The sequence below is a fragment of the Streptomyces sp. NPDC032126 genome (assembly GCF_055580085.1).
Genome location: NZ_JBVIMA010000004.1, coordinates 417168 through 435518, shown reverse-complemented (window position 1 = coordinate 435518; position 18351 = coordinate 417168). Strand labels below are relative to the sequence as shown.

Here is an 18351-nt window from a genome sequence, read left to right as displayed (position 1 = left end):
GCGGGGCTTGTCCCGGGATCCGGGGAGTCGCTAGCGTCCCCGCATGACGCTCCGCGATCTTCCTTCCCCCGCCGGGCCGGTCCTGGTCGCACGGGACGTGCACGTCGTACGCGACGGACAGCCGATCCTCCAGGAGGTCTCGCTGACCGTGCGGGCGGGCGAGCACTGGGCCCTGCTCGGCGCGAACGGCGCCGGGAAGTCGACCCTGCTCAGCCTGCTCGGCGCGCGCGTCCATCCGACGCTGGGCGCGGTGGAGGTCCTCGGCCGGCGGCTCGGCAGGGTGGACGTGCGGGAGCTGCGCACGTACGTCGGTCATGTCGACCCCCGCCATCCGCTGAACGAGCCGCTGCGGGTGCGGGACGTCGTCCTGACCGGGCTGACCAACTCGGTCGCCCGGCTGCCGCGCTGGCGCCCGACGCCCGAGCAGGAGGCGCGCGCCGACCGGCTGATCGACACCCTGGGTCTGGCCGAGCACCGCGGGGCGCGCTGGCCCACGCTCTCGCACGGGCAGCGCGGCCGCACGCTGATCGCCCGCGCGCTCATGCCCGAGCCCCGGCTGCTGCTCCTGGACGAGCCGGCGACCGGACTGGACCTGCCGGGCCGGGAGCAGCTGATAGAGGCGCTGGAGACGCTGGGCCGGGAGCATCCGGAGCTGGCGACCGTGCTGGTCACCCACCACCTGGAGGAGCTTCCGGCGCGCACCACGCACGCCCTGCTGCTGCGCGACGGACGCGCCCTGGCGCAGGGCCGCGCGGACCGCGTCCTCACCGGCGAGCAGGTCGGCAAGTGCTTCGACCTGCCGCTGGAACTGGAGCGGCACGACGGCGGCCGCTGGAGCGTGCGCGTCCGGCGCCGGCCTTGACGAAGAGCGCGGCATGACGAAGGGGACGGCATGCCGAAGGGGCGCCCCTCGCTCACCGCGCGGGCGCCCCTTCCGCCGTGGCTCACTTGTTCAGGTAGGCCCAGAACTCGTCGAACGAGAGCACCTTGTCCCCGTTGAGGTCGCGGGTCTTGATGATGGCCTCGGCGACCGTCTCGGTGACGTTCCAGTCACCCTCCTGCGCCAGAGCGGACTTGAACTCGGCGGCGGTGATGAAGCCGTCACCGTCCGCGTCGATCCGCTGGAACTGCTTGCGCGCTTCTTCGATGTCGGCCACCGATCCGCCCCTTTTCGTCATGCTTTGCTGAGTTGTGCCGGTCCTGCTGTCGTACTGACGCAGGTCAGATTAACCGGCTGTACGGACTCAAGCGGACGTGGGGAGCACGGTGTGGAGACCTTGCGGGACATTCTCGACGCGGCGGCGCACGGCGTCTTCCCGCCGCCGGACGGCGGTACGACGGTCGTGCCGCAGATGTCACCCCGCGACGCGGGCGTGCTGGCCTTCACCGCGCACTCGGTCGTGTTCACCGACGAGGACCCCTGGTGGGTGCGCGAGGCGCTGGCCGCGACGGACTGCGACGCGCTCGCCGCGCCCATGAACCCCCGCTTCCTCGCCGCGTTCCTGGAGCGGACCGGCCGGACCACCGAGACCATCGACGCCGTCCTGGTCGGCACCCCGCTGCCGGGTGATCCGCCGCTCGCGCTGCGGGAGATCACGGACCGGGACCACCCGCGCATCGCCTACGCCCGCACGCGGCGCGACGACGTGCGCGCGTGGACGGCCGAGGGCGGGGTGCTGGTGACGGGGCGCGGGGTGGCGGGGCGGCTGGAGGTGTCGGTCGAGGTCGACGAGGACGTACGGCACCGGGGGCTGGGGCGGCTGCTGGTGACCGCCGCCCGGCAGCTGGCCGCGGAGCCGCTGTGGGCGCAGGTCGCGCCGGGGAACGCCCGCAGCATGCGGGCGTTCCAGGCGGCGGGCTATGTTCCGGTGGGCGCCGAGGCGCTGCTCAGTGCCACGCCTCGAAGTGCGGGTTGCTCTCGCAGTCGCTCATGATCTCGACCTTGGTGGTCTTGTCCACCGGGCAGACGCCGATGATGTACTTCCGGTCGATCCCGCCGGGGAAGGCGACCTCCAGCTGGTCGGCCCACTTGTGGGTGTCGCCGATGGTCCGGTTCACGTCGATGCCGCCCGGGGCGTCGATGTAGTAGTTGTAGCCGGACTTCCACCACTTCTTGTACAGGTCGTGGTCGTACGTGGTCGACACATACGGGGACGGCTGGTTGACCAGGACGTACTTCTCCACGTCGTACTGGCCGCCGACGACGTCCTTGGGGAGGAAGCCCTCCTGGAAGACGATGTCGGGGCCGCGGCCGTCGGCGCGGTAGAGGGTGCCGCAGGTGGTGCGCCAGACCGGGGTGGGGGTGATCCGGCCGACGTCGACGCGGCGGTCGGCGGCGGCCTTGATCCGGTCCTCGAACTGGACGGGGCAGTCGGGCGTGGTGGGCGCGACGGCCCGGGCGGGGGCCGCCGAGGGAGGCGCGGACTCGGGAACCGTGGCGGCGGCGGTGGTGAAGACGGTGGCGAGGGCGAAGACGGCGGCAGCGGCGCGCCGCCGCAGGCGAGTAGTGATCATGGAAGCACGATCGCGGTTCCGTGATCGTGTCCCTCGGATCTTCACTCGTACGGCGGCGCGTCACCTGACCGGACGTCAATCGGCGTCCGGTCAGCGGAAGATGCCGGTGTGGCCCAGCGAGTAGCGCCCCGGCTGCGGATAGACGGCGAGGCCGTGCGGTCCGCTGCCGACCTTGATGCGGGCGAGCTGGGCGCCGGTGCGGGTGTCGATGGCGTACACCTCGGCGTTGTAGCGTCCGGAGAGCCAGAGCACCTTGCCGTCCGCCGAGACGCCGCCCATGTCGGGGCTGCCGCCGTCGGGCAGGTGCCACTTCTTCGTCAGCTTGTTCTGGGTGAAGTCGAAGACGGAGATACTGCCCTCGCCCCGGTTGGAGATGTACATCTCGCGGGAGTCGCGGCTGATGTAGAGGCCGTGGGTGCCCTTGCCGGTGGGCAGGAACGAGGGCTTGCCGAAGCGGTCGCCGTCGACGATCCACAGGCCGTCGGCCATCATGTCCGCGATGTAGAACCGCTTTCCGTCGGGCGAGACCTTGACGTCCTGCGGCATGGCGCCCTCGAAGGGGAGCTTCTGCTGCGCGACGACCTTCATCTTGGCGGTGTCGACCTTCAGCAGTTCGCCGCTGAACTCGCAGGAGACGATGAAGTACCGCCCGTCGAGGGAGAAGTCGGCGTGGTTGACGCCGTAGCAGCTGACCGGTTCGGTCCTGACCCGCTTCATGGTGTGGGCGTCGCGGAAGACGAGCTCGCGGTCGAGGGAGGCCATGACGACGGCGTACTTGCCGTCGGGCGTGAAGTAGAGGTTGTACGGGTCGTGGACGTCGACCGTCTTGCCGGCCCTGCCGGTGCGCGGGTCGATGGGGGTGAGGGTGTTGCCCTTGTCGTTGTTGACCCACAGCGTCTTCAGGTCCCAGGACGGGACGACGTGCTGCGGCTGCCGGCCGACCGGGATGGTCTCGACGACCTCGTACGTCTTCGGGTCGATGACGGAGACGGTGTCGGACTCGGTGTTGGGGACGTAGACCCGGGAGGGGAAGTCCTTGACGACCGGGGAGAGCCGGCCCGGGCGGTCGGCGGCGTAGACGTCGTGGGGGTCGAGGACCGGCGGCATGCCGGGCAGCCCCTGGAGGACCCGCTTCTTCACGGGGCCGGGGACGGCGGCCCTGGTGGTCGCCTTCTGTTCCGGCCGGGCGCCGGTGTCGGTGCCGCAGGCGGCGAGGGCGAGCAGGCAGGAGCCCGCGACGAGGACGCGCGCGAGGGGGGTGCGCGGGAGAGGGGTGCGGTGCATCAGCTGAGCAGCTCCGTGGTGGTGACCGCGCGCAGTCCGCGGCGGTCGAGTTCTTCCAGTACGGCGGGGAGCGCGGCGACCGTGTCCGCGTACCCGAAGTGCAGGCTCACCACGGACCCGTTGCGGATCTCGCCGAGCACCTTGCGGGTGACGGCGGGGGCGCCGGGGGCGGTGAAGTCGAGGGAGTCGACGTCGTAGGAGAGGACGTGCGGGTAGCCGGCGGCGCGGGCGAGGCGTTCGACGAGCGGGGAGGCGCGGGCGGCGCGCGAGGGGCGGAACCAGGTGCCGATGGAGCCGGTGAGCCGTCGGAGCCGCTCGGCGCAGGCGGTGATCTCCTGGCGGGCCTCGGTCTCGCTCATGGCGTTGACGGCGAGGTGGCGCTGGGTGTGGTTGCCGAGGTCGTGGCCGCCGTCGAGGATGCGGCGGGCGAGGTCCGGGTGGGCGTCGAGCCAGGTGCCGACGGCGAGGACGGTGAGCCGGGCGCCGTGCCGTTCCGCCTCGGCGAGGAGGGCGCGGGCGATGGCCGGGTCGCCCTGCCCGTGGAAGGTGAGGGCGACGCGAGGCCGGTCGCGGGGGCCGTGGTCGATCAGGACGGGCCGGCCCGGGAAGGCGCGGGGGGCGGGGGCGGCGGGCGCCCGCGCGGGGACGGGGGCGCGGGAGGCGGGGCCGGAGCGCTCGCCGCCGCCGGAGGGGGAACACGCACCGGCGAACGCGCCTCCGGCGACGATCCCGGCACCGGCCCGCAGCGCGTCACGACGGTCGGGAGGAGTCACCCGACCCATTTAAAGGGCAATATGGCGGAAATCCGGCGATTCACCCGGTTGGGGGCGGTGGGAAATCGTGATGCCCAGCGCGTTCATGACAGAGCCGTTTCCGGCCATCATGGGGCCGTGACTCCCTCCTCGACCGTCGCCGAAACCGAATACCGACTCGGTGTGCTCCAGCGCGCGCTGCCCGTCCTCATCGGCGCGCTGAGCGCCGGCCTGCTGCTGTGGACCGGCCTGTCCTTCACCGACCAGCCCATGACCGCCGGTGAACTCGGGCGGTTGCTGTCCTGGGCCGTCGTGTCCGCCACCGCCTGCGCGGGCCTCACCCGGCGCAATGGCGCGCTCCTCACCGAGCACGCCCTCGTGGCGCGGACCGGCAGCAAGACCCGGGAGATCCCCTGGGGCGACATCCGCGGAGTGGACATCGAGCGGCGGCTGGGCACCCGCCGGATCGCCGTGCACACCCGGGACGGCCGCCGCACCCTGCTCGCCGCGCCCGTCTCCCTGGGCGACCCGGACTTCGACGCCAAGGCCGCGACGATCACCCGGTGGTGGCAGGAGCGGCGGGAGGTCCGCTAGCCGGTCACCCTCAGCAGCAGCACCGCCCGCTCCGGGACCGTGATCCGGGTGCCCGCGCGGTGGGTGACGCGCGGTGCCTCGGTCTGGTCCTCGCGCGTCGTGTCGACGACCACCTCGTACTCCTCCGCCCACGGCGGCCCGGGCAGTCGGAAGGTCACCGGCCGCTCCCCCGCGTGCAGGACGGCGAGGAAACTGTCGTCGAGGATCGGGGCGCCGCCCTCGTCCCGGCCGGGGATGTCCCGCCCGGAGAGATACATGCCGAGCGTGGCCGCGGGGGCGTACCAGTCGTGCTCGGTCATCTCCGTGCCGCGCGCGGTGAACCAGGCGAGGTCGCGCAGCCCGTCCGCCGAGTGCGCCCGGCCGGAGAAGAAGGCGCGCCGGCGCAGCACGGGATGGCGGTGGCGCAGGGCGATCAGCCGGGAGGTGAGATCGAAGAGGGCACGCCAGCCGGGCTCCGCCAGCAGGCTCCAGTCCACCCAGCCGATCGGGTTGTCCTGGCAGTAGGCGTTGTTGTTGCCTCCCTGGGTACGCCCCAGTTCGTCGCCGGCGACCAGCATCGGCACCCCGGTCGACAGCAGCAGGGTCGTCAGCAGGTTTCTCAACTGCCGCCGCCGCAGGGCCCGTACACCCTCGTCGTCCGTCTCGCCCTCCGCACCGCAGTTCCAGGAGCGGTTGTCGTCGGTACCGTCCCGGTTGCCCTCGCCGTTGGCCTCGTTGTGCTTGCGCTCGTACGACACCAGGTCGCGCAGGGTGTAACCGTCGTGCGCGGTGACGAAGTTGACCGAGGCGTACGGCCGGCGCCCGCCCCACGCGTAGAGGTCGCTGGAGCCGGACAGCCGGTAGCCCATCTCCCGTACGTCGGGCAGCGCGTGGCGCCAGAAGTCGCGCACGGCGTTGCGGTAGCGGTCGTTCCACTCCGTCCACAGGGGTGGGAAGGCGCCCACCTGGTAGCCGCCCGAGCCGACGTCCCACGGCTCGGCGATCAGCTTGACCCTGCGCAGCACCGGGTCCTGGGCGATCACCGCGAGGAAGGGGGAGAGCATGTCGACGTCGTGCATCGAGCGGGCGAGGGCCGCGGCGAGGTCGAAGCGGAAGCCGTCGACGCCCATCTCCGTGACCCAGTAGCGCAGGGAGTCGGTGATGAGCCGGAGCACATGGGGCTGGACGACGTGCAGGGTGTTGCCGCAGCCCGTGTAGTCGGCGTAGCGGCGGGCGTCGGACTGGAGGCGGTAGTAGCCGCGGTTGTCGATGCCCTTCAGGGACAGGGTCGGCCCCAGCTCCCCGGCCTCCGCCGTGTGGTTGTAGACCACGTCGAGGATGACCTCGATACCGGCGGCGTGCAGGGCGCGCACCATCCGCTTGAACTCGCCGACCTGCCCTCCCGTCGTATCGGAGGAGGCGTAGCCGGCGTGCGGGGCGAAGTAGCCGATGGAGTTGTAGCCCCAGTAGTTGACCAGGCCGCGGCGGAGCAGGTGGTCCTCGTGCGCGAACTGGTGGACGGGGAGCAGTTCGACGGCCGTGACGCCCAGGCGCACCATGTGTTCGACGGCCGCCGGGTGGGCCAGCCCGGCGTAGGTGCCGCGCAGTTCCTCCGGGATGTCCGGGTGGAGCTTGGTGAAGCCGCGCACGTGCAGCTCGTAGATCACCGAGTCCGCCCAGGGGGTCTTCGGGCGGCGGTCGTCGGACCAGTCGTCGTCATCGTGGACGACGACCCCCTTCGGGACGTACGGCCCCGAGTCCCGCTCGTCGCGCACGGTGTCCGCGACCTGCTGCTGGGGCCAGTCGCGGACATGGCCGTAGACCTCCGGCGGCAGCCGGAACTCGCCGTCCACCGCGCGGGCGTAGGGGTCGAGGAGCAGTTTCGCCGGGTTCCAGCGGGCGCCGGTCCACGGGTCCCAGCGGCCGTGCACCCGGTAGCCGTAGCGCTGTCCGGGCATGACGCCGGGGACGAAGCCGTGCCAGATCTCATGGGTGAGCTCGGTCAGCGGGGCGCGGGTCTCGCGGCCCTCGGCGTCGAAGAGGCACAGCTCGACCGCCTCCGCGCCGCCCGCCCACAGGGCGAAGTTGGTGCCCGCGACGCCGTCCGGGCCGACCCGGAAGCGGGCGCCCAGCGGTGTGGGCGCGCCGGGGCGCACGGGGACGCCGGGTACCTTGCGCGGCGTGCCGTTCACGGCGGCCGCCGGTGTGGCGTGTTCGGCCGCCACCGCCTCCTGCTCGGCTGCGCTGGACACCTGTCGGCCCCTTTGGTCGGCTCGTCGCACGACGCGGGTGCGGGGACTTGGGCGTCCCGGCCCGCTCGCTCCCTGTCGCGTCGTCCTCCCCCCTGTTCTGCCCAGCGCGTGCCTCGCACTCACGTTTCCCCCGGAGCACGCTGCCGTGGGTGCGTCGCACTCACGTTTCCCGGGAGCACACCTCGTCGTTGGGCAGCGTGTGAGGCACGTACATGGGCGCGCGCGGCGCGCGGGGACCGCGATGGCCGCCGTAGTGGCATGGGCAGGACTGCTGGCCGGGGCCGCCGGCTGCACCGGGGACGGGCACGGCGGGCTGGACCGGATGCTCGGCAAACCCCCCGCGCCCGAGGACGTCATCCACGTCACCCCGGACGACGAGGCCAAGGGCGTGCCGGCCCGGCAGCGGCTGCGGGTGCGGGTGCCGGACGGGCGGCTGGAGTCGGTGCGGGTGACCCGATCCCAGGACGCCCAGGAGACCGAGGTGCCCGGCACCATCGCCGAGGACGGACTGAGCTGGCGGCCGGACGACGACCGGCTCGCGCTCGCCGCCCGCTACTCCGTGGACGCGGTCGCCCTGGACGGCGCCGGCCACCGCTCGGCCCGGCACACGACGTTCACGACGTACGTCCCCGAGGAGCGCTTCATCGGGTACGTCACCCCGGAGAACCGCTCGACCGTCGGCACCGGGATGATCGTCTCGCTGGAGTTCAACCGGGAGATCGAGAACCGTGCCGCGGTCGAGCGGGCCGTCCGGGTCACCGCGAAGCCGGCGGTGGACGTCCGCCCGCACTGGTTCGGCAAGGAGCGCCTCGACTTCCGGCCCCGCGACTACTGGCGGCCCGGCACCGAGGTCACCGTCGAGCTGCGCCTGCGGGACGTCGAGGGCGCGCCCGGGGTGTACGGGCTGCAGTACCGGACGTTCTCCTTCACCGTCGGCCGCGACCAGGTCTCCCGGGTGGACGCGGCCGAGCACACGATGGAGGTGCGGCGCGACGGACAGCTCATCGCCACCGTGCCGATCACCGCGGGCAGCCCGAAGAACACGACGTACAACGGGAAGATGGTCGTCACCGAGATGCTGGAGCTGACCCGGATGAACGGCTCCACGGTCGGCTTCAAGAAGGCCGACGGCAAGAGCGAGTACGACATCCCGGACGTGCCGCACGCCATGCGGCTGACCGACTCCGGGACCTTCCTGCACGGCAACTACTGGGCGCCGGACGCCTTCGGGCGGGTCAACGTCAGCCACGGCTGCATCGGGCTGAGGGACGTCAAGGGCGGCAGCTCCACGACGCCGGCCGGCTGGTTCTTCGACCGCTCGCTCATCGGGGACGTCATCGAGGTCGTGAACAGCAAGGACAAGCAAGTGGCTCCCGACAACGGGCTCGGGGGCTGGAACATGGACTGGAAGGAGTGGGTGGCCGGCGGCGCCGTCGGCTGAATCCCTCCCCCGGTGCAACCTTCCCCGCCGTCGCCGTGGTCCAAGTTGCGACGGAACGGTGACATTGGCCTGACACGGAGCTCAAATCCGTGCAGTTAATATGCGCCAGTGATCGCGCGAGAAGCGCTGGGGTGGGGGGCCTGACCAGGCCCGCTGAGGGGAGAACGAGTTGAACGTGCGACCGATATCGGGGGCGTCGGTTGACGCGCGCCGCAGAGGCCGGCTCGCTGTGGTCGTCGGCGGTCTGCTGCTCGCGGTGACCGCCTGCGGCGGGGGCGACGAACAGGACTCCGGGTCCGCCGCCCAGGACGGCAAGGGCAAGGCCACCGCGCAGGCGCAGAGCGGGCAGTCCGAGGCCGTCGTCACCATCGCGCCGAAGAACGGCGCCACGTCGGTCGACACCAGCGGCGCCCTGAAGGTCAGCGCGGCCAAGGGCAAGCTGACCGAGGTCGTCGTCAAGGACGACAAGGGCACGAAGATCGAGGGCGCCATCACCGCCGACGGCGCCGGCTGGACCCCGGCCACACATCTGGCCGCGGCCACCAAGTACCAGGTGCACGCGGTCGCGAAGGACTCCGCGGGCCGGACCGCCGCCGAGGACTCGGCGTTCACCACGCTGACCCCGGACAACACCTTCATCGGCACGTTCACGCCGGAGGACGGCTCCACGGTCGGCGTCGGCATGCCGTTCTCGGTGCGCTTCACCCGGGGCATCACGCACCCGGACGCCGTGAAGAAGGCCATCGAGATCAAGACCGAGCCGGCCGTGGACGTGCAGGGCCACTGGTTCGGCAACGACCGGCTGGACTTCCGTCCCGAGCAGTACTGGAAGGCCGGCACCAAGGTGACGGTCAAGCTGAACCTCGACGGCGTCGAGGGCCGGGACGGCGTCTACGGCAAGCAGACCAAGACGGTGTCCTTCACCATCGGCCGCAACCAGGTCTCGATCGTGGACGCCAAGAAGCACACCATGCAGATCACCCAGGAGGGCAAGGTCGTCAAGACCATCCCGGTCACCACGGGCAAGGCGGGTTACGCCACCTGGAACGGCAAGATGGTCATCAGCGAGAAGTTCACGGTGACGCGGATGAACGGCGACACCGTGGGCTACGACGGCGAGTACGACATCAAGGACGTCCCGCACGCCATGCGGCTGACCGACTCCGGCACCTTCGTGCACGGCAACTACTGGGGCGGCGACGCCTTCGGCAACTACAACGCCAGCCACGGCTGCGTGGGGCTGCGCGATGTGCGCGGCGGCTACGACAGCGGGGTGCCGGCCGCGTGGTTCTTCAACCACTCGATCGTGGGTGACGTGGTGCAGGTGCGGAACTCCACCGACCCGACGGTGAATCCGTCCAACGGGCTCAACGGCTGGAACATGTCGTGGGCGGAGTGGACCAAGTAGTTTTCCCGATAGCCGGGCCCGGGCGCCGTTACCCACGGCACCGGGCCCGTTGTCGTGAGTGTGACCGACCGCACCGGCCCACCCCCCGTTAGTCCCCGTGCTGCGCCTGCCCGGGGGACAACCCCCGGACCCCCGGCCGAGTGTGACCGACCGCACCGGCCCACCCCCCGTTAGTCCCCGTTAACCTGCTCGCATGACCGTGAAACTCGAAGTCGCCGAGGGTGTCGGGACGATCCTGCTCGACCGGCCGCCCATGAACGCGCTGGACATCGCCACCCAGGACCGCCTCAAGGAGCTCGCCGAGGAGGCCGGCCGCCGCGACGACGTGCGCGCGGTGGTCGTGTACGGCGGGGAGAAGGTGTTCGCGGCCGGCGCGGACATCAAGGAGATGCAGGCGATGGACCACACGGCGATGGTCCTGCGCGGCCGCGCCCTCCAGGACGCCTTCACGGCCGTGGCCCGCATCCCCAAGCCGGTGGTGGCGGCCGTGACGGGGTACGCGCTCGGCGGCGGCTGCGAGCTCGCGCTGTGCGCGGACTACCGCATCGCCGCGGACAACGCCAAGCTGGGCCAGCCGGAGATCCTGCTCGGCCTGATCCCCGGCGCGGGCGGCACCCAGCGGCTGGCCCGGCTGGTCGGCCCGTCCAAGGCGAAGGACCTCATCTTCACCGGCCGGATGGTGAAGGCCGACGAGGCGCTGACCATCGGCCTGGTCGACCGGGTGGTACCGGCCGCCGAGGTGTACGAGCAGGCGCACGCCTGGGCGGCGAAGCTGGCGCAGGGTCCGGCGATCGCGCTGCGCGCGGCGAAGGAGTCGGTCGACACGGGTCTGGAGACGGACCTCGACACCGGTCTCGCGGTGGAGCGGAACTGGTTCGCCGCCCTGTTCGCGACGGAGGACCGGGAGCGGGGGATGCGCAGCTTCGTGGAGGAGGGGCCGGGCAAGGCCAAATTCCTGTGACCCTCGTCTCGCTGAATCCTGCCGGAATCACTTGCAGTTGACGGGATGTCTGATCCGGGTCCCTCGATGGGGCGGTTTATGGGAACCTTAAGGCGACCTTAAGCGTGCCTTGTCGAGGGAGCTTGTCGATTGCCTTCGGACGCGTCGTCATCGCAGGTCAGCGGGGATTTAACGGAGCCAGGAGTGCCGTCGGCATATGCCGGCCGCAGGGCGTGGAACGGGGGCGCCCGGGGGGCGTATTCCCCGGGAACGGCCACGGAGCGACTCCCGGGCGGCCATGATGGGGGCATGGCGGGGCTGGAGGGTATCGAACAGCCGCGGGGGCACGGGCGTGTGGACGCGGCGCGCTGGTCGCCTGCGGTCGAGGACGAACGGGCGCTCAAGGCAGTCGAGTTGTTCGGAAATCCGACGGAGGGCGAGGTTCCGCTCCCTTCCCGCCCGGAGTCGGCCGCCACGGCCCGCCGATTGACCCAGGTCGTCGTCCTGCGCCACTGGGGGCTGTCGCCCAAGTTGACCGAGGACGCGGTCCTCCTCGTCTCCGAACTGGTCGGAAACGCCGTGCGCCACACCGGCGCCCGGTGCTTCGGCCTCCGCCTGCGCCGCCTGCGCGGCCGCATCCGCGTCGAGGTCCGTGACCCCTCACGGGGCCTGCCCTGTCTGCTCCCGGTCCAGGAGATGGACATCAGCGGCCGCGGTCTGTTCCTGGTGGACAAGCTCTCCGACCGCTGGGGAGTGGATCTGCTGCCGCGCGGAAAGACGACGTGGTTCGAGATGCGCGTGGCCGATCGCTGACCCGAAACTCGGTGGGCGTTGTCAGTGGCTGTCCGTAGGCTCGCTCCTGATGTCTGCGACACGTGCAACCACCAAGGACCGGTCCGCCGTACGGACCCTGCTGCGCCTGTGGCCCTATGTGCGGCCCGTGCGGGCACGGCTGTTCACGGCCGCGTTCGTCGCGGTCGTCGCCTCCTGCGTCGGGCTGGTGATCCCGCTCGTCCTGAAGTGGATGGTGGACGGACCGGTCGCCGACCACGACACGGCGGGCGTCTGGCTCGGCGCGTCGTACCTGCTGCTGCTCGGCTTCGCGGAGGCCCTGCTGTTCGGGCTGCGGCGGTGGCTCGTCGCACGGCCGCTGTCGCACGTCGAGGCGGAGATGCGGGCGGAGCTCTACCGGCATCTCCAGCGGCTGCCCGTGGCCTTCCACGACCGCTGGGCCTCGGGGCAGCTGCTCTCCCGGGCCACCACCGATCTCATGCTGCTGCGCATGTTCCTCGCCTTCCCGCTGACCTTCCTGCTGGTCAACGGGGTGACCATCCTCGTCGGCGTGGTCATCATGCTGCTCCAGGACTGGACGCTCGGGCTGGTCATCCTCGGCCCGGCCCTCCCCGTCGTCATCACCTGCGTGATCTTCGAGAACCGCTACGCCGAGGTGGCCCGGCTCGCCCAGGACCAGGTCGGCGATCTGACCACGGTCGTCGAGGAGAGCGTGCTCGGGATCCGCATCATCAAGGGGTTCGGACGGCACCGCAGCCAGGCGCGCGCGTTCCGTAATCTGTCGGCGACCCTGCGCGGCACCGAGCTGCGCAAGGCGCGGCTGCTGGCGGCCATCTGGGGCGTCATCGTGACGCTGCCGGAGGTGGCGATCGGCGCGGCCCTGGTGGTGGGCGCCGTACAGGTGGCGGACGGTTCGCTCTCGGCGGGCACGCTGGTGGCCTTTCTGTCGACGGCGCTCGCGCTGCGGTGGCCGGTGGACTCCATCGGCTTCCTGCTGGCGATGAGCCAGGAGGCGGCCACGGCGACGGAGCGGTACTTCGAGGTGATGGACGAGACGCCGGAGGCCGAAGCGTCCCCCGGCGACGAGAAGCCAAAGACCGAAGCGTCCCCCGGGGACGCGGAGAGCCGCTCGACCGGCCCCCGCCCGCCCGCGGCCGACCACGACGGCATCCGCTTCCACGACGTCCGGTTCCGCTACCCCGACGCCCCCGAGGACTCCCCGCCCGTCCTCGACGGCATCGACCTCCACATCCGCCCGGGCGAGTCCCTGGCCCTGGTCGGCGCCACCGGCAGCGGCAAGACCACCCTCACGGCCCTGGTCCCCCGCCTCCACGAGGTCACGGCCGGGCGGATCACCCTGGACGGCGAGGACATCGGCGCGATGCCCCGCGAGGCGCTGCGCTCCCTCGTCGCCGTCGCCTTCGAGGAGCCCACCCTCTTCTCGGCCAGTGTCGGGGAGAACGTCCTCATGGGCGCCGGCGACACCGCGGGCGCCGTCGAGCTGGACCGGGCTCTGTCCGTCGCGCAGGCCGACTTCGTGCACGCCCTCCCGCAGGGCACCGACACCCAGGTCGGCGAGCAGGGCCTCAGTCTCTCCGGCGGTCAGCGGCAGCGGTTGGCGCTCGCCCGGGCCGTCGTCGGCAAGCCGCGCTTCCTGGTGCTCGACGACCCGCTGTCCGCCCTCGACGTGCACACCGAGGCCGCCGTGGAGGCCGCGCTGCGGGACGTGCTCGCCGACACCACCGCCCTCATCGTGGCGCACCGCCCGTCCACCGTGCTGCTCGCCGACCGCGTCGCGCTGCTCTCCGGCGGCCGGATCACGGCCGTGGGCACCCACCACGAACTGCTGCGCACCAACGCCGAGTACGCCCACCTCATGTCCGGCACCGGGGAAGCGGAGGACGACCGATGACGGCCCCCACCACAGCCGTGCCCACGACCGACGACGATCCGGACCTCCCCCGCCCCGAGGAGCGCACCGACCCCGTCGACCAGGACCGGCTGCCCACTCCGCCGGGCGCCACCGCGGCGCTGCTGCGCTCCCTGCTCGCGCCGATGCGGGCCCGGGTCGCTCTCACCACGCTCCTGCTGCTGCTCCAGCAGGCGGCCGTGCAGGCCGGCCCGCTGCTCGTGGCGTACGCGATCGACCGGGCGGTGCCCGCCTTCCGCGACCACGACGACCGGGGGCCGCTGATCGCGGTCGGCGTCGGCTATCTGGTGTGCGCGCTCGCCTCGGGCCTGCTCCAGTACGCGTTCATCATCGCCTCCACGCGGGTCAACCAGGACGTGCTGCTGGACCTGCGCGGGCGGATCTTCCGGCACGCGCAGGCGCTGAGCCTCGACTTCCACGAGCGCTACACGTCCGGCCGGCTGATCTCCCGCTCCACGACCGACGTCGAGTCGCTGCGCGAGCTGCTGAACGAGGGCCTTCAGGAGCTGGTGACGGTCGTCCTGTCCTTCGTCTACATCTCGGCGCTGCTGCTCTGGCTGGACCTGGGGCTCGGCGCGGTGGCGGTCGCGTCCTTCGGGCCGCTGTACCTCCTCATGCGGATCTACCAGCGGCGTGCCGTACAGGTGTACCGGGCGCGGTCGACGGCGATCGCCGCGGTGATCGTGAAGTTCGTCGAGACGATGAACGGCATCCGGCCGGTGCGCGCCTTCCGCCGGGAGGCGGTGAACGACGCCGAGTTCCGCGCGCTGAACCACCGGCACGAGCGGACCAACGGCGACGCGCTGCTGGAGATGGCCCGCTATGTCGTCGGCTCGCGGCTGATCGCCAACGCGGCCGTCGCGCTGATCGTGCTGTGGGGTGCCTACCGGGTGGCGGACGGCTCGCTGGAGCTCGGGGTGCTGGCGGCGGCCGTGCTGTATCTGCGGCGGCTGTACGACCCGATCGACCGGCTCGCCATGTTCCTCAACTCCTATCAGTCGGCGTCCGCCTCCCTGGAGAAGATCGCGGGCCTGCTCGCGCAGACGCCGTCCGTGCCGGAGCCGTCGGTGCCGCGCGAACTGCCCGCGCGGCAGGGCGGTCTCCCCGGCCGTGAGGTCGTCTTCGACGGGGTGAGCTTCGGCTACCGCACCGGCGGCGAGGTGCTGCCCCGCTTCGACCTGACGCTGCCGGCCGGGCAGACGGTCGCGGTGGTCGGCTCGACCGGCGCCGGCAAGTCCACGCTGGCCAAGCTGCTCGCCCGCTTCTACGATCCCTCGGCCGGCCGGGTCCTGCTCGACGGCGTCGATCTGCGCGAGCTGCCCGTGCCCGAACTGCGGCGCGGGGTGGTGATGGTGACGCAGGAGGCGTTCCTGTTCTCCGGCACGGTCGCCGAGAACATCGCCATCGGGCGGCCGGACGCGACCCGTGAGGAGATCGAGCGGGCCGCGAAGGCGATCGGCGCGCACGAGTTCATCAGCTCCCTGCCCGACGGCTACGACACGGACGTACGCAAGCGGGGCGGTCGTATCTCGGCCGGGCAGCGCCAGCTCGTGGCGTTCGCCCGGGCGTTGCTCGCGGATCCGGCGGTGCTGATCCTCGACGAGGCGACGAGTTCGCTGGACATCCCCGGGGAGCGGGCCGTGCAGCAGGCGATGGCGACGGTGCTGCGGGGCCGTACGGCGGTGGTGATCGCGCACCGGCTGTCGACCGTGGAGATCGCCGACCGGGTGCTGGTGATGGAGCACGGCCGGATCGTCGAGGACGGCACCCCGGCCGAACTCGTCGCGGGCACGGGCCGTTTCGCCGACCTGCACCGGGCCTGGCGGGACAGCCTGGCCTGACGCGGAACGGCCGGCCGGCCACGCCGTTGCCGAAGGACCGGCCGAGCCGTTGTTGAACGGCCGTTCAGGACGTCGCTGAACGGCCGTTCAGCAGATGAACTGTCCGTATATCGGATACCAACTCCCGGACAACGGACCGTTTCCGGCCAACTTCCTGACGCGCTCCTGACAGGAGGCCCGATCTCCTGCCACTCTTCCCACGGCCGCTTCACAGCAACCCCACAGTCACACCACAGAGGCGGCCCTCCGCCGAGCACGGCACCGCACCGCACGGCCCGGCACCTCACAGCACAGCACTGCGTACCGCCCTGTTCTGCCCGGCCGGCCCACCCGCCGACCGGTCTCCCCCGGCCGCGCGACCCGCGGCCCGCAGAAGGAGTCAGTGTTGAGTAGCAGTCCCTCTCGCAGACGCATCCCCCACACCGCGCACCGCAAGGCCGCCGCCGTCGCCCTGGTCGGCGTCTCCGCCCTGATCGCCGCGGCCGTCCAGTCGGGCGCCGCCACCGCCGCCCCGGAGCAGGCGGGCCATGTGCGCCCGGGCGCCGAGTCGGTGAGGCTCACCCCCTCGCAGCGTGCCGAACTGCTCCGCACGGCCGACGCCGGCAAGGCCGAGACGGCCAAGGACCTGGGCCTGGGCGCGAAGGAGGCGCTGGTCGTCCGTGACGTGGTCAAGGACGGCAACGGCACCCTCCACACGCGCTACGAGCGCACCTACGCCGGCCTGCCGGTGCTGGGCGGCGACCTGATCGTCGACACCGCCCCCTCCGGCGCCACCGAGGGCGTGGTGAAGGCCACCCGCGCCACCATCAAGGTGGCCTCGCTGACCCCGGCGGTCGCGGCGGGCAAGGCGGAGAAGCAGGCGCTGTCGCTGGCCGCGGCCGCGGGCGCGGAGAAGGCGGACACCCACCAGGCGCCGCGCAAGGTGATCTGGGCGGCGAACGGCACCCCGGTCCTCGCCTACGAGACGGTGGTCGGCGGCCTCCAGGAGGACGGCACCCCGAACGAGCTGCACGTCATCACCGACGCCACGACCGGCCAGAAGCTCTACCAGTACCAGGGCATCGAGACCGGCACCGGCAACACGATGTACAGCGGCACGGTCACCCTCGGCACCACGCAGTCGGGTTCCACGTACAACCTGACCGACGGCGGGCGCGGCGGCCACAAGACGTACAACCTCAACCGGGGCACCTCGGGCACCGGCACGCTCTTCTCGGGCTCCGACGACGTGTGGGGCAACGGCAGCGCCTCCAACACGGAGACCGCGGGCGCCGACGCCCACTACGGCGCGGCCCTGACCTGGGACTACTACAAGAACGTGCACGGCCGCTCCGGCATCAAGGGCGACGGCAAGGCGGCGTACTCGCGGGTCCACTACGGCAACGCGTACGTGAACGCGTTCTGGGACGACAGCTGCTTCTGCATGACGTACGGCGACGGCTCGGGCAACACCCACCCGCTGACGGCCATCGACGTGGCGGGGCACGAGATGACGCACGGCGTGACCGCCAACACGGCGAAGCTCAACTACAGCAATGAGTCCGGCGGTCTGAACGAGGCCACCTCCGACATCTTCGGCACGGCGGTCGAGTTCTACGCGGCGAACTCCAACGACGTCGGTGACTACCTCATCGGCGAGAAGATCGACATCAACGGCGACGGCACCCCGCTGCGCTACATGGACAAGCCGAGCAAGGACGGCGCGTCGAAGGACAGCTGGTACTCGGGCCTCGGCTCGCTCGACGTGCACTACTCCTCGGGCCCGGCCAACCACTTCTTCTACCTGCTCAGCGAGGGCAGCGGCGCCAAGGTCATCAACGGCGTGAGCTACAACTCGCCGACCGCGGACGGCCTTCCGGTCACCGGTATCGGCCGCGACAAGGCGGAGAAGATCTGGTTCCGGGCGCTCACCACCAAGTTCACCTCGAACACCAACTACGCGGGCGCCCGCACCGGCACCCTCGCGGCGGCCGGTGAGCTGTACGGCACCACGTCCGCCGAGTACAAGGCGGTGCAGGACGCGTGGGCGGGCGTCGCGGTCGGCTCGCGCTCCGGTGGCGGCGGGGGCGGCGGCACCTCCTTCGAGAACACCGCCGACGTGTCGATCCCGGACAACGGCGCCGCGGTGACCTCCCCGATCACCGTCTCCGGCCGTACCGGCAACGCGCCCTCCAACCTCCAGGTCGGCGTGGACATCGTCCACACCTACATCGGTGACCTCCAGGTGCAGTTGGTCGCCCCGGACGGCACGGCGTACACGCTGAAGGCGTACGGCACCGGCGGTAGCTCGGACGACATCCACACCACGTACACGGTGGACGCCTCCTCCGAGGTCGCCAACGGCACGTGGCAGCTGCGAGTTCAGGACAACGCGGCGATCGACACCGGCTACATCGACAGCTGGAAGCTCACCTTCCCGTAGACCGGGGAGCCTTGGAACAGGGCGCCGTCCCGGAGGTTCGACTCCTCCGGGGCGGCGCCCGTTTACATTCATGAAACGTTTACCGGTCAGTTGGTTTTCAGCCAACATCACGTGAGGGTCCTGACATGTACGCGCCCCTGATGTCACTCTTCCTCTCACCCGCCGCACAACCTCACCACCATCCCGACCGGTCGCCCCACAT

Annotated in this window: 15 protein-coding genes; 10 read left to right on the top strand and 5 right to left on the bottom strand. The window is 71.5% G+C overall.

Going from position 1 to position 18351, the window contains the following annotated elements:
- The first annotated feature begins 43 nt into the window (after nt 1-43).
- A complete protein-coding gene (locus tag ACZ5NW_RS18355; RefSeq protein ID WP_468744864.1) occupies nt 44-862 on the top strand; it encodes an ABC transporter ATP-binding protein in 819 nt (272 codons plus the stop codon).
- Nucleotides 863-944: 82 nt separating this feature from the next.
- On the opposite strand, the gene ACZ5NW_RS18350 is transcribed toward ACZ5NW_RS18355, so the two are convergent.
- Nucleotides 945-1157, bottom strand: a complete 213-nt coding sequence (locus tag ACZ5NW_RS18350; protein WP_316761805.1) for an EF-hand domain-containing protein — start codon at nt 1155-1157, stop codon at nt 945-947.
- 111 nt (nt 1158-1268) lie between these two features.
- On the opposite strand from ACZ5NW_RS18350, the gene ACZ5NW_RS18345 reads away from it, so the two are divergent.
- Complete coding sequence (locus ACZ5NW_RS18345) at nt 1269-1934, top strand: GNAT family N-acetyltransferase (protein ID WP_468744863.1); 666 nt, start codon at nt 1269-1271, stop codon at nt 1932-1934.
- Here ACZ5NW_RS18345 and ACZ5NW_RS18340 read toward each other — a convergent pair.
- The 3 genes from ACZ5NW_RS18340 to ACZ5NW_RS18330 all read right to left on the bottom strand — a co-directional run bounded on the left by ACZ5NW_RS18340 (nt 1888) and on the right by ACZ5NW_RS18330 (nt 4571).
- Nucleotides 1888-2514 carry an ADP-ribosyltransferase gene (locus ACZ5NW_RS18340; RefSeq protein ID WP_468744862.1) on the bottom strand — a complete coding sequence of 209 codons (627 nt, stop codon included), beginning with the start codon at nt 2512-2514 and terminating at the stop codon, nt 1888-1890. The genes ACZ5NW_RS18345 and ACZ5NW_RS18340 overlap by 47 nt on opposite strands.
- Before the next feature lie 90 nt (nt 2515-2604).
- Entirely contained in the window at nt 2605-3798 is a 1194-nt protein-coding gene (locus ACZ5NW_RS18335) for a YVTN family beta-propeller repeat protein (RefSeq protein WP_468744861.1), read from the bottom strand.
- Nucleotides 3798-4571 (bottom strand): polysaccharide deacetylase family protein, encoded by a 774-nt coding sequence (locus tag ACZ5NW_RS18330; protein ID WP_468744860.1) that lies wholly within the window; start codon nt 4569-4571, stop codon nt 3798-3800. The genes ACZ5NW_RS18335 and ACZ5NW_RS18330 overlap by 1 nt, the downstream gene beginning before the upstream one ends.
- Nucleotides 4572-4688: 117 nt before the next feature.
- On the opposite strand from ACZ5NW_RS18330, the gene ACZ5NW_RS18325 reads away from it, so the two are divergent.
- Nucleotides 4689-5144, top strand: coding sequence for a hypothetical protein (locus ACZ5NW_RS18325; RefSeq protein WP_468744859.1), 456 nt, complete (start codon nt 4689-4691; stop codon nt 5142-5144).
- On the opposite strand, the gene glgX is transcribed toward ACZ5NW_RS18325, so the two are convergent.
- Nucleotides 5141-7375 carry a glycogen debranching protein GlgX gene (gene glgX, locus ACZ5NW_RS18320; RefSeq protein WP_468744858.1) on the bottom strand — a complete coding sequence of 745 codons (2235 nt, stop codon included), beginning with the start codon at nt 7373-7375 and terminating at the stop codon, nt 5141-5143. The two genes, ACZ5NW_RS18325 and glgX, sit on opposite strands and share 4 nt — an antisense overlap.
- A gap of 241 nt (nt 7376-7616) precedes the next feature.
- Between glgX and ACZ5NW_RS18315 the strand changes: the two genes are divergently transcribed.
- From ACZ5NW_RS18315 to ACZ5NW_RS18285, 7 genes are all read left to right on the top strand, one after another.
- Nucleotides 7617-8816 carry a L,D-transpeptidase gene (locus ACZ5NW_RS18315; RefSeq protein WP_468744857.1) on the top strand — a complete coding sequence of 400 codons (1200 nt, stop codon included), beginning with the start codon at nt 7617-7619 and terminating at the stop codon, nt 8814-8816.
- Between the two features lie 169 nt (nt 8817-8985).
- Nucleotides 8986-10224, top strand: a complete 1239-nt coding sequence (locus tag ACZ5NW_RS18310) for a L,D-transpeptidase (protein ID WP_468744856.1) — start codon at nt 8986-8988, stop codon at nt 10222-10224.
- A 193-nt stretch (nt 10225-10417) separates the two neighbouring features.
- On the top strand, nt 10418-11185 hold the full coding sequence (locus ACZ5NW_RS18305) for an enoyl-CoA hydratase/isomerase family protein (RefSeq protein WP_468744855.1): 768 nt from the start codon (nt 10418-10420) through the stop codon (nt 11183-11185).
- Nucleotides 11186-11473: 288 nt separating this feature from the next.
- The gene (locus ACZ5NW_RS18300; RefSeq protein ID WP_468744854.1) at nt 11474-11977 is read left to right on the top strand and encodes an ATP-binding protein; all 504 of its coding nucleotides are present in this window, start codon (nt 11474-11476) and stop codon (nt 11975-11977) included.
- A 49-nt stretch (nt 11978-12026) separates the two neighbouring features.
- A complete protein-coding gene (locus ACZ5NW_RS18295; RefSeq protein ID WP_468744853.1) occupies nt 12027-13868 on the top strand; it encodes an ABC transporter ATP-binding protein in 1842 nt (613 codons plus the stop codon).
- Complete coding sequence (locus tag ACZ5NW_RS18290; RefSeq protein ID WP_468744852.1) at nt 13865-15727, top strand: ABC transporter ATP-binding protein; 1863 nt, start codon at nt 13865-13867, stop codon at nt 15725-15727. The genes ACZ5NW_RS18295 and ACZ5NW_RS18290 overlap by 4 nt, the downstream gene beginning before the upstream one ends.
- Nucleotides 15728-16109: 382 nt before the next feature.
- Nucleotides 16110-18149, top strand: coding sequence for a M4 family metallopeptidase (locus ACZ5NW_RS18285; protein ID WP_468744851.1), 2040 nt, complete (start codon nt 16110-16112; stop codon nt 18147-18149).
- Nucleotides 18150-18351 lie beyond the last annotated feature (202 nt).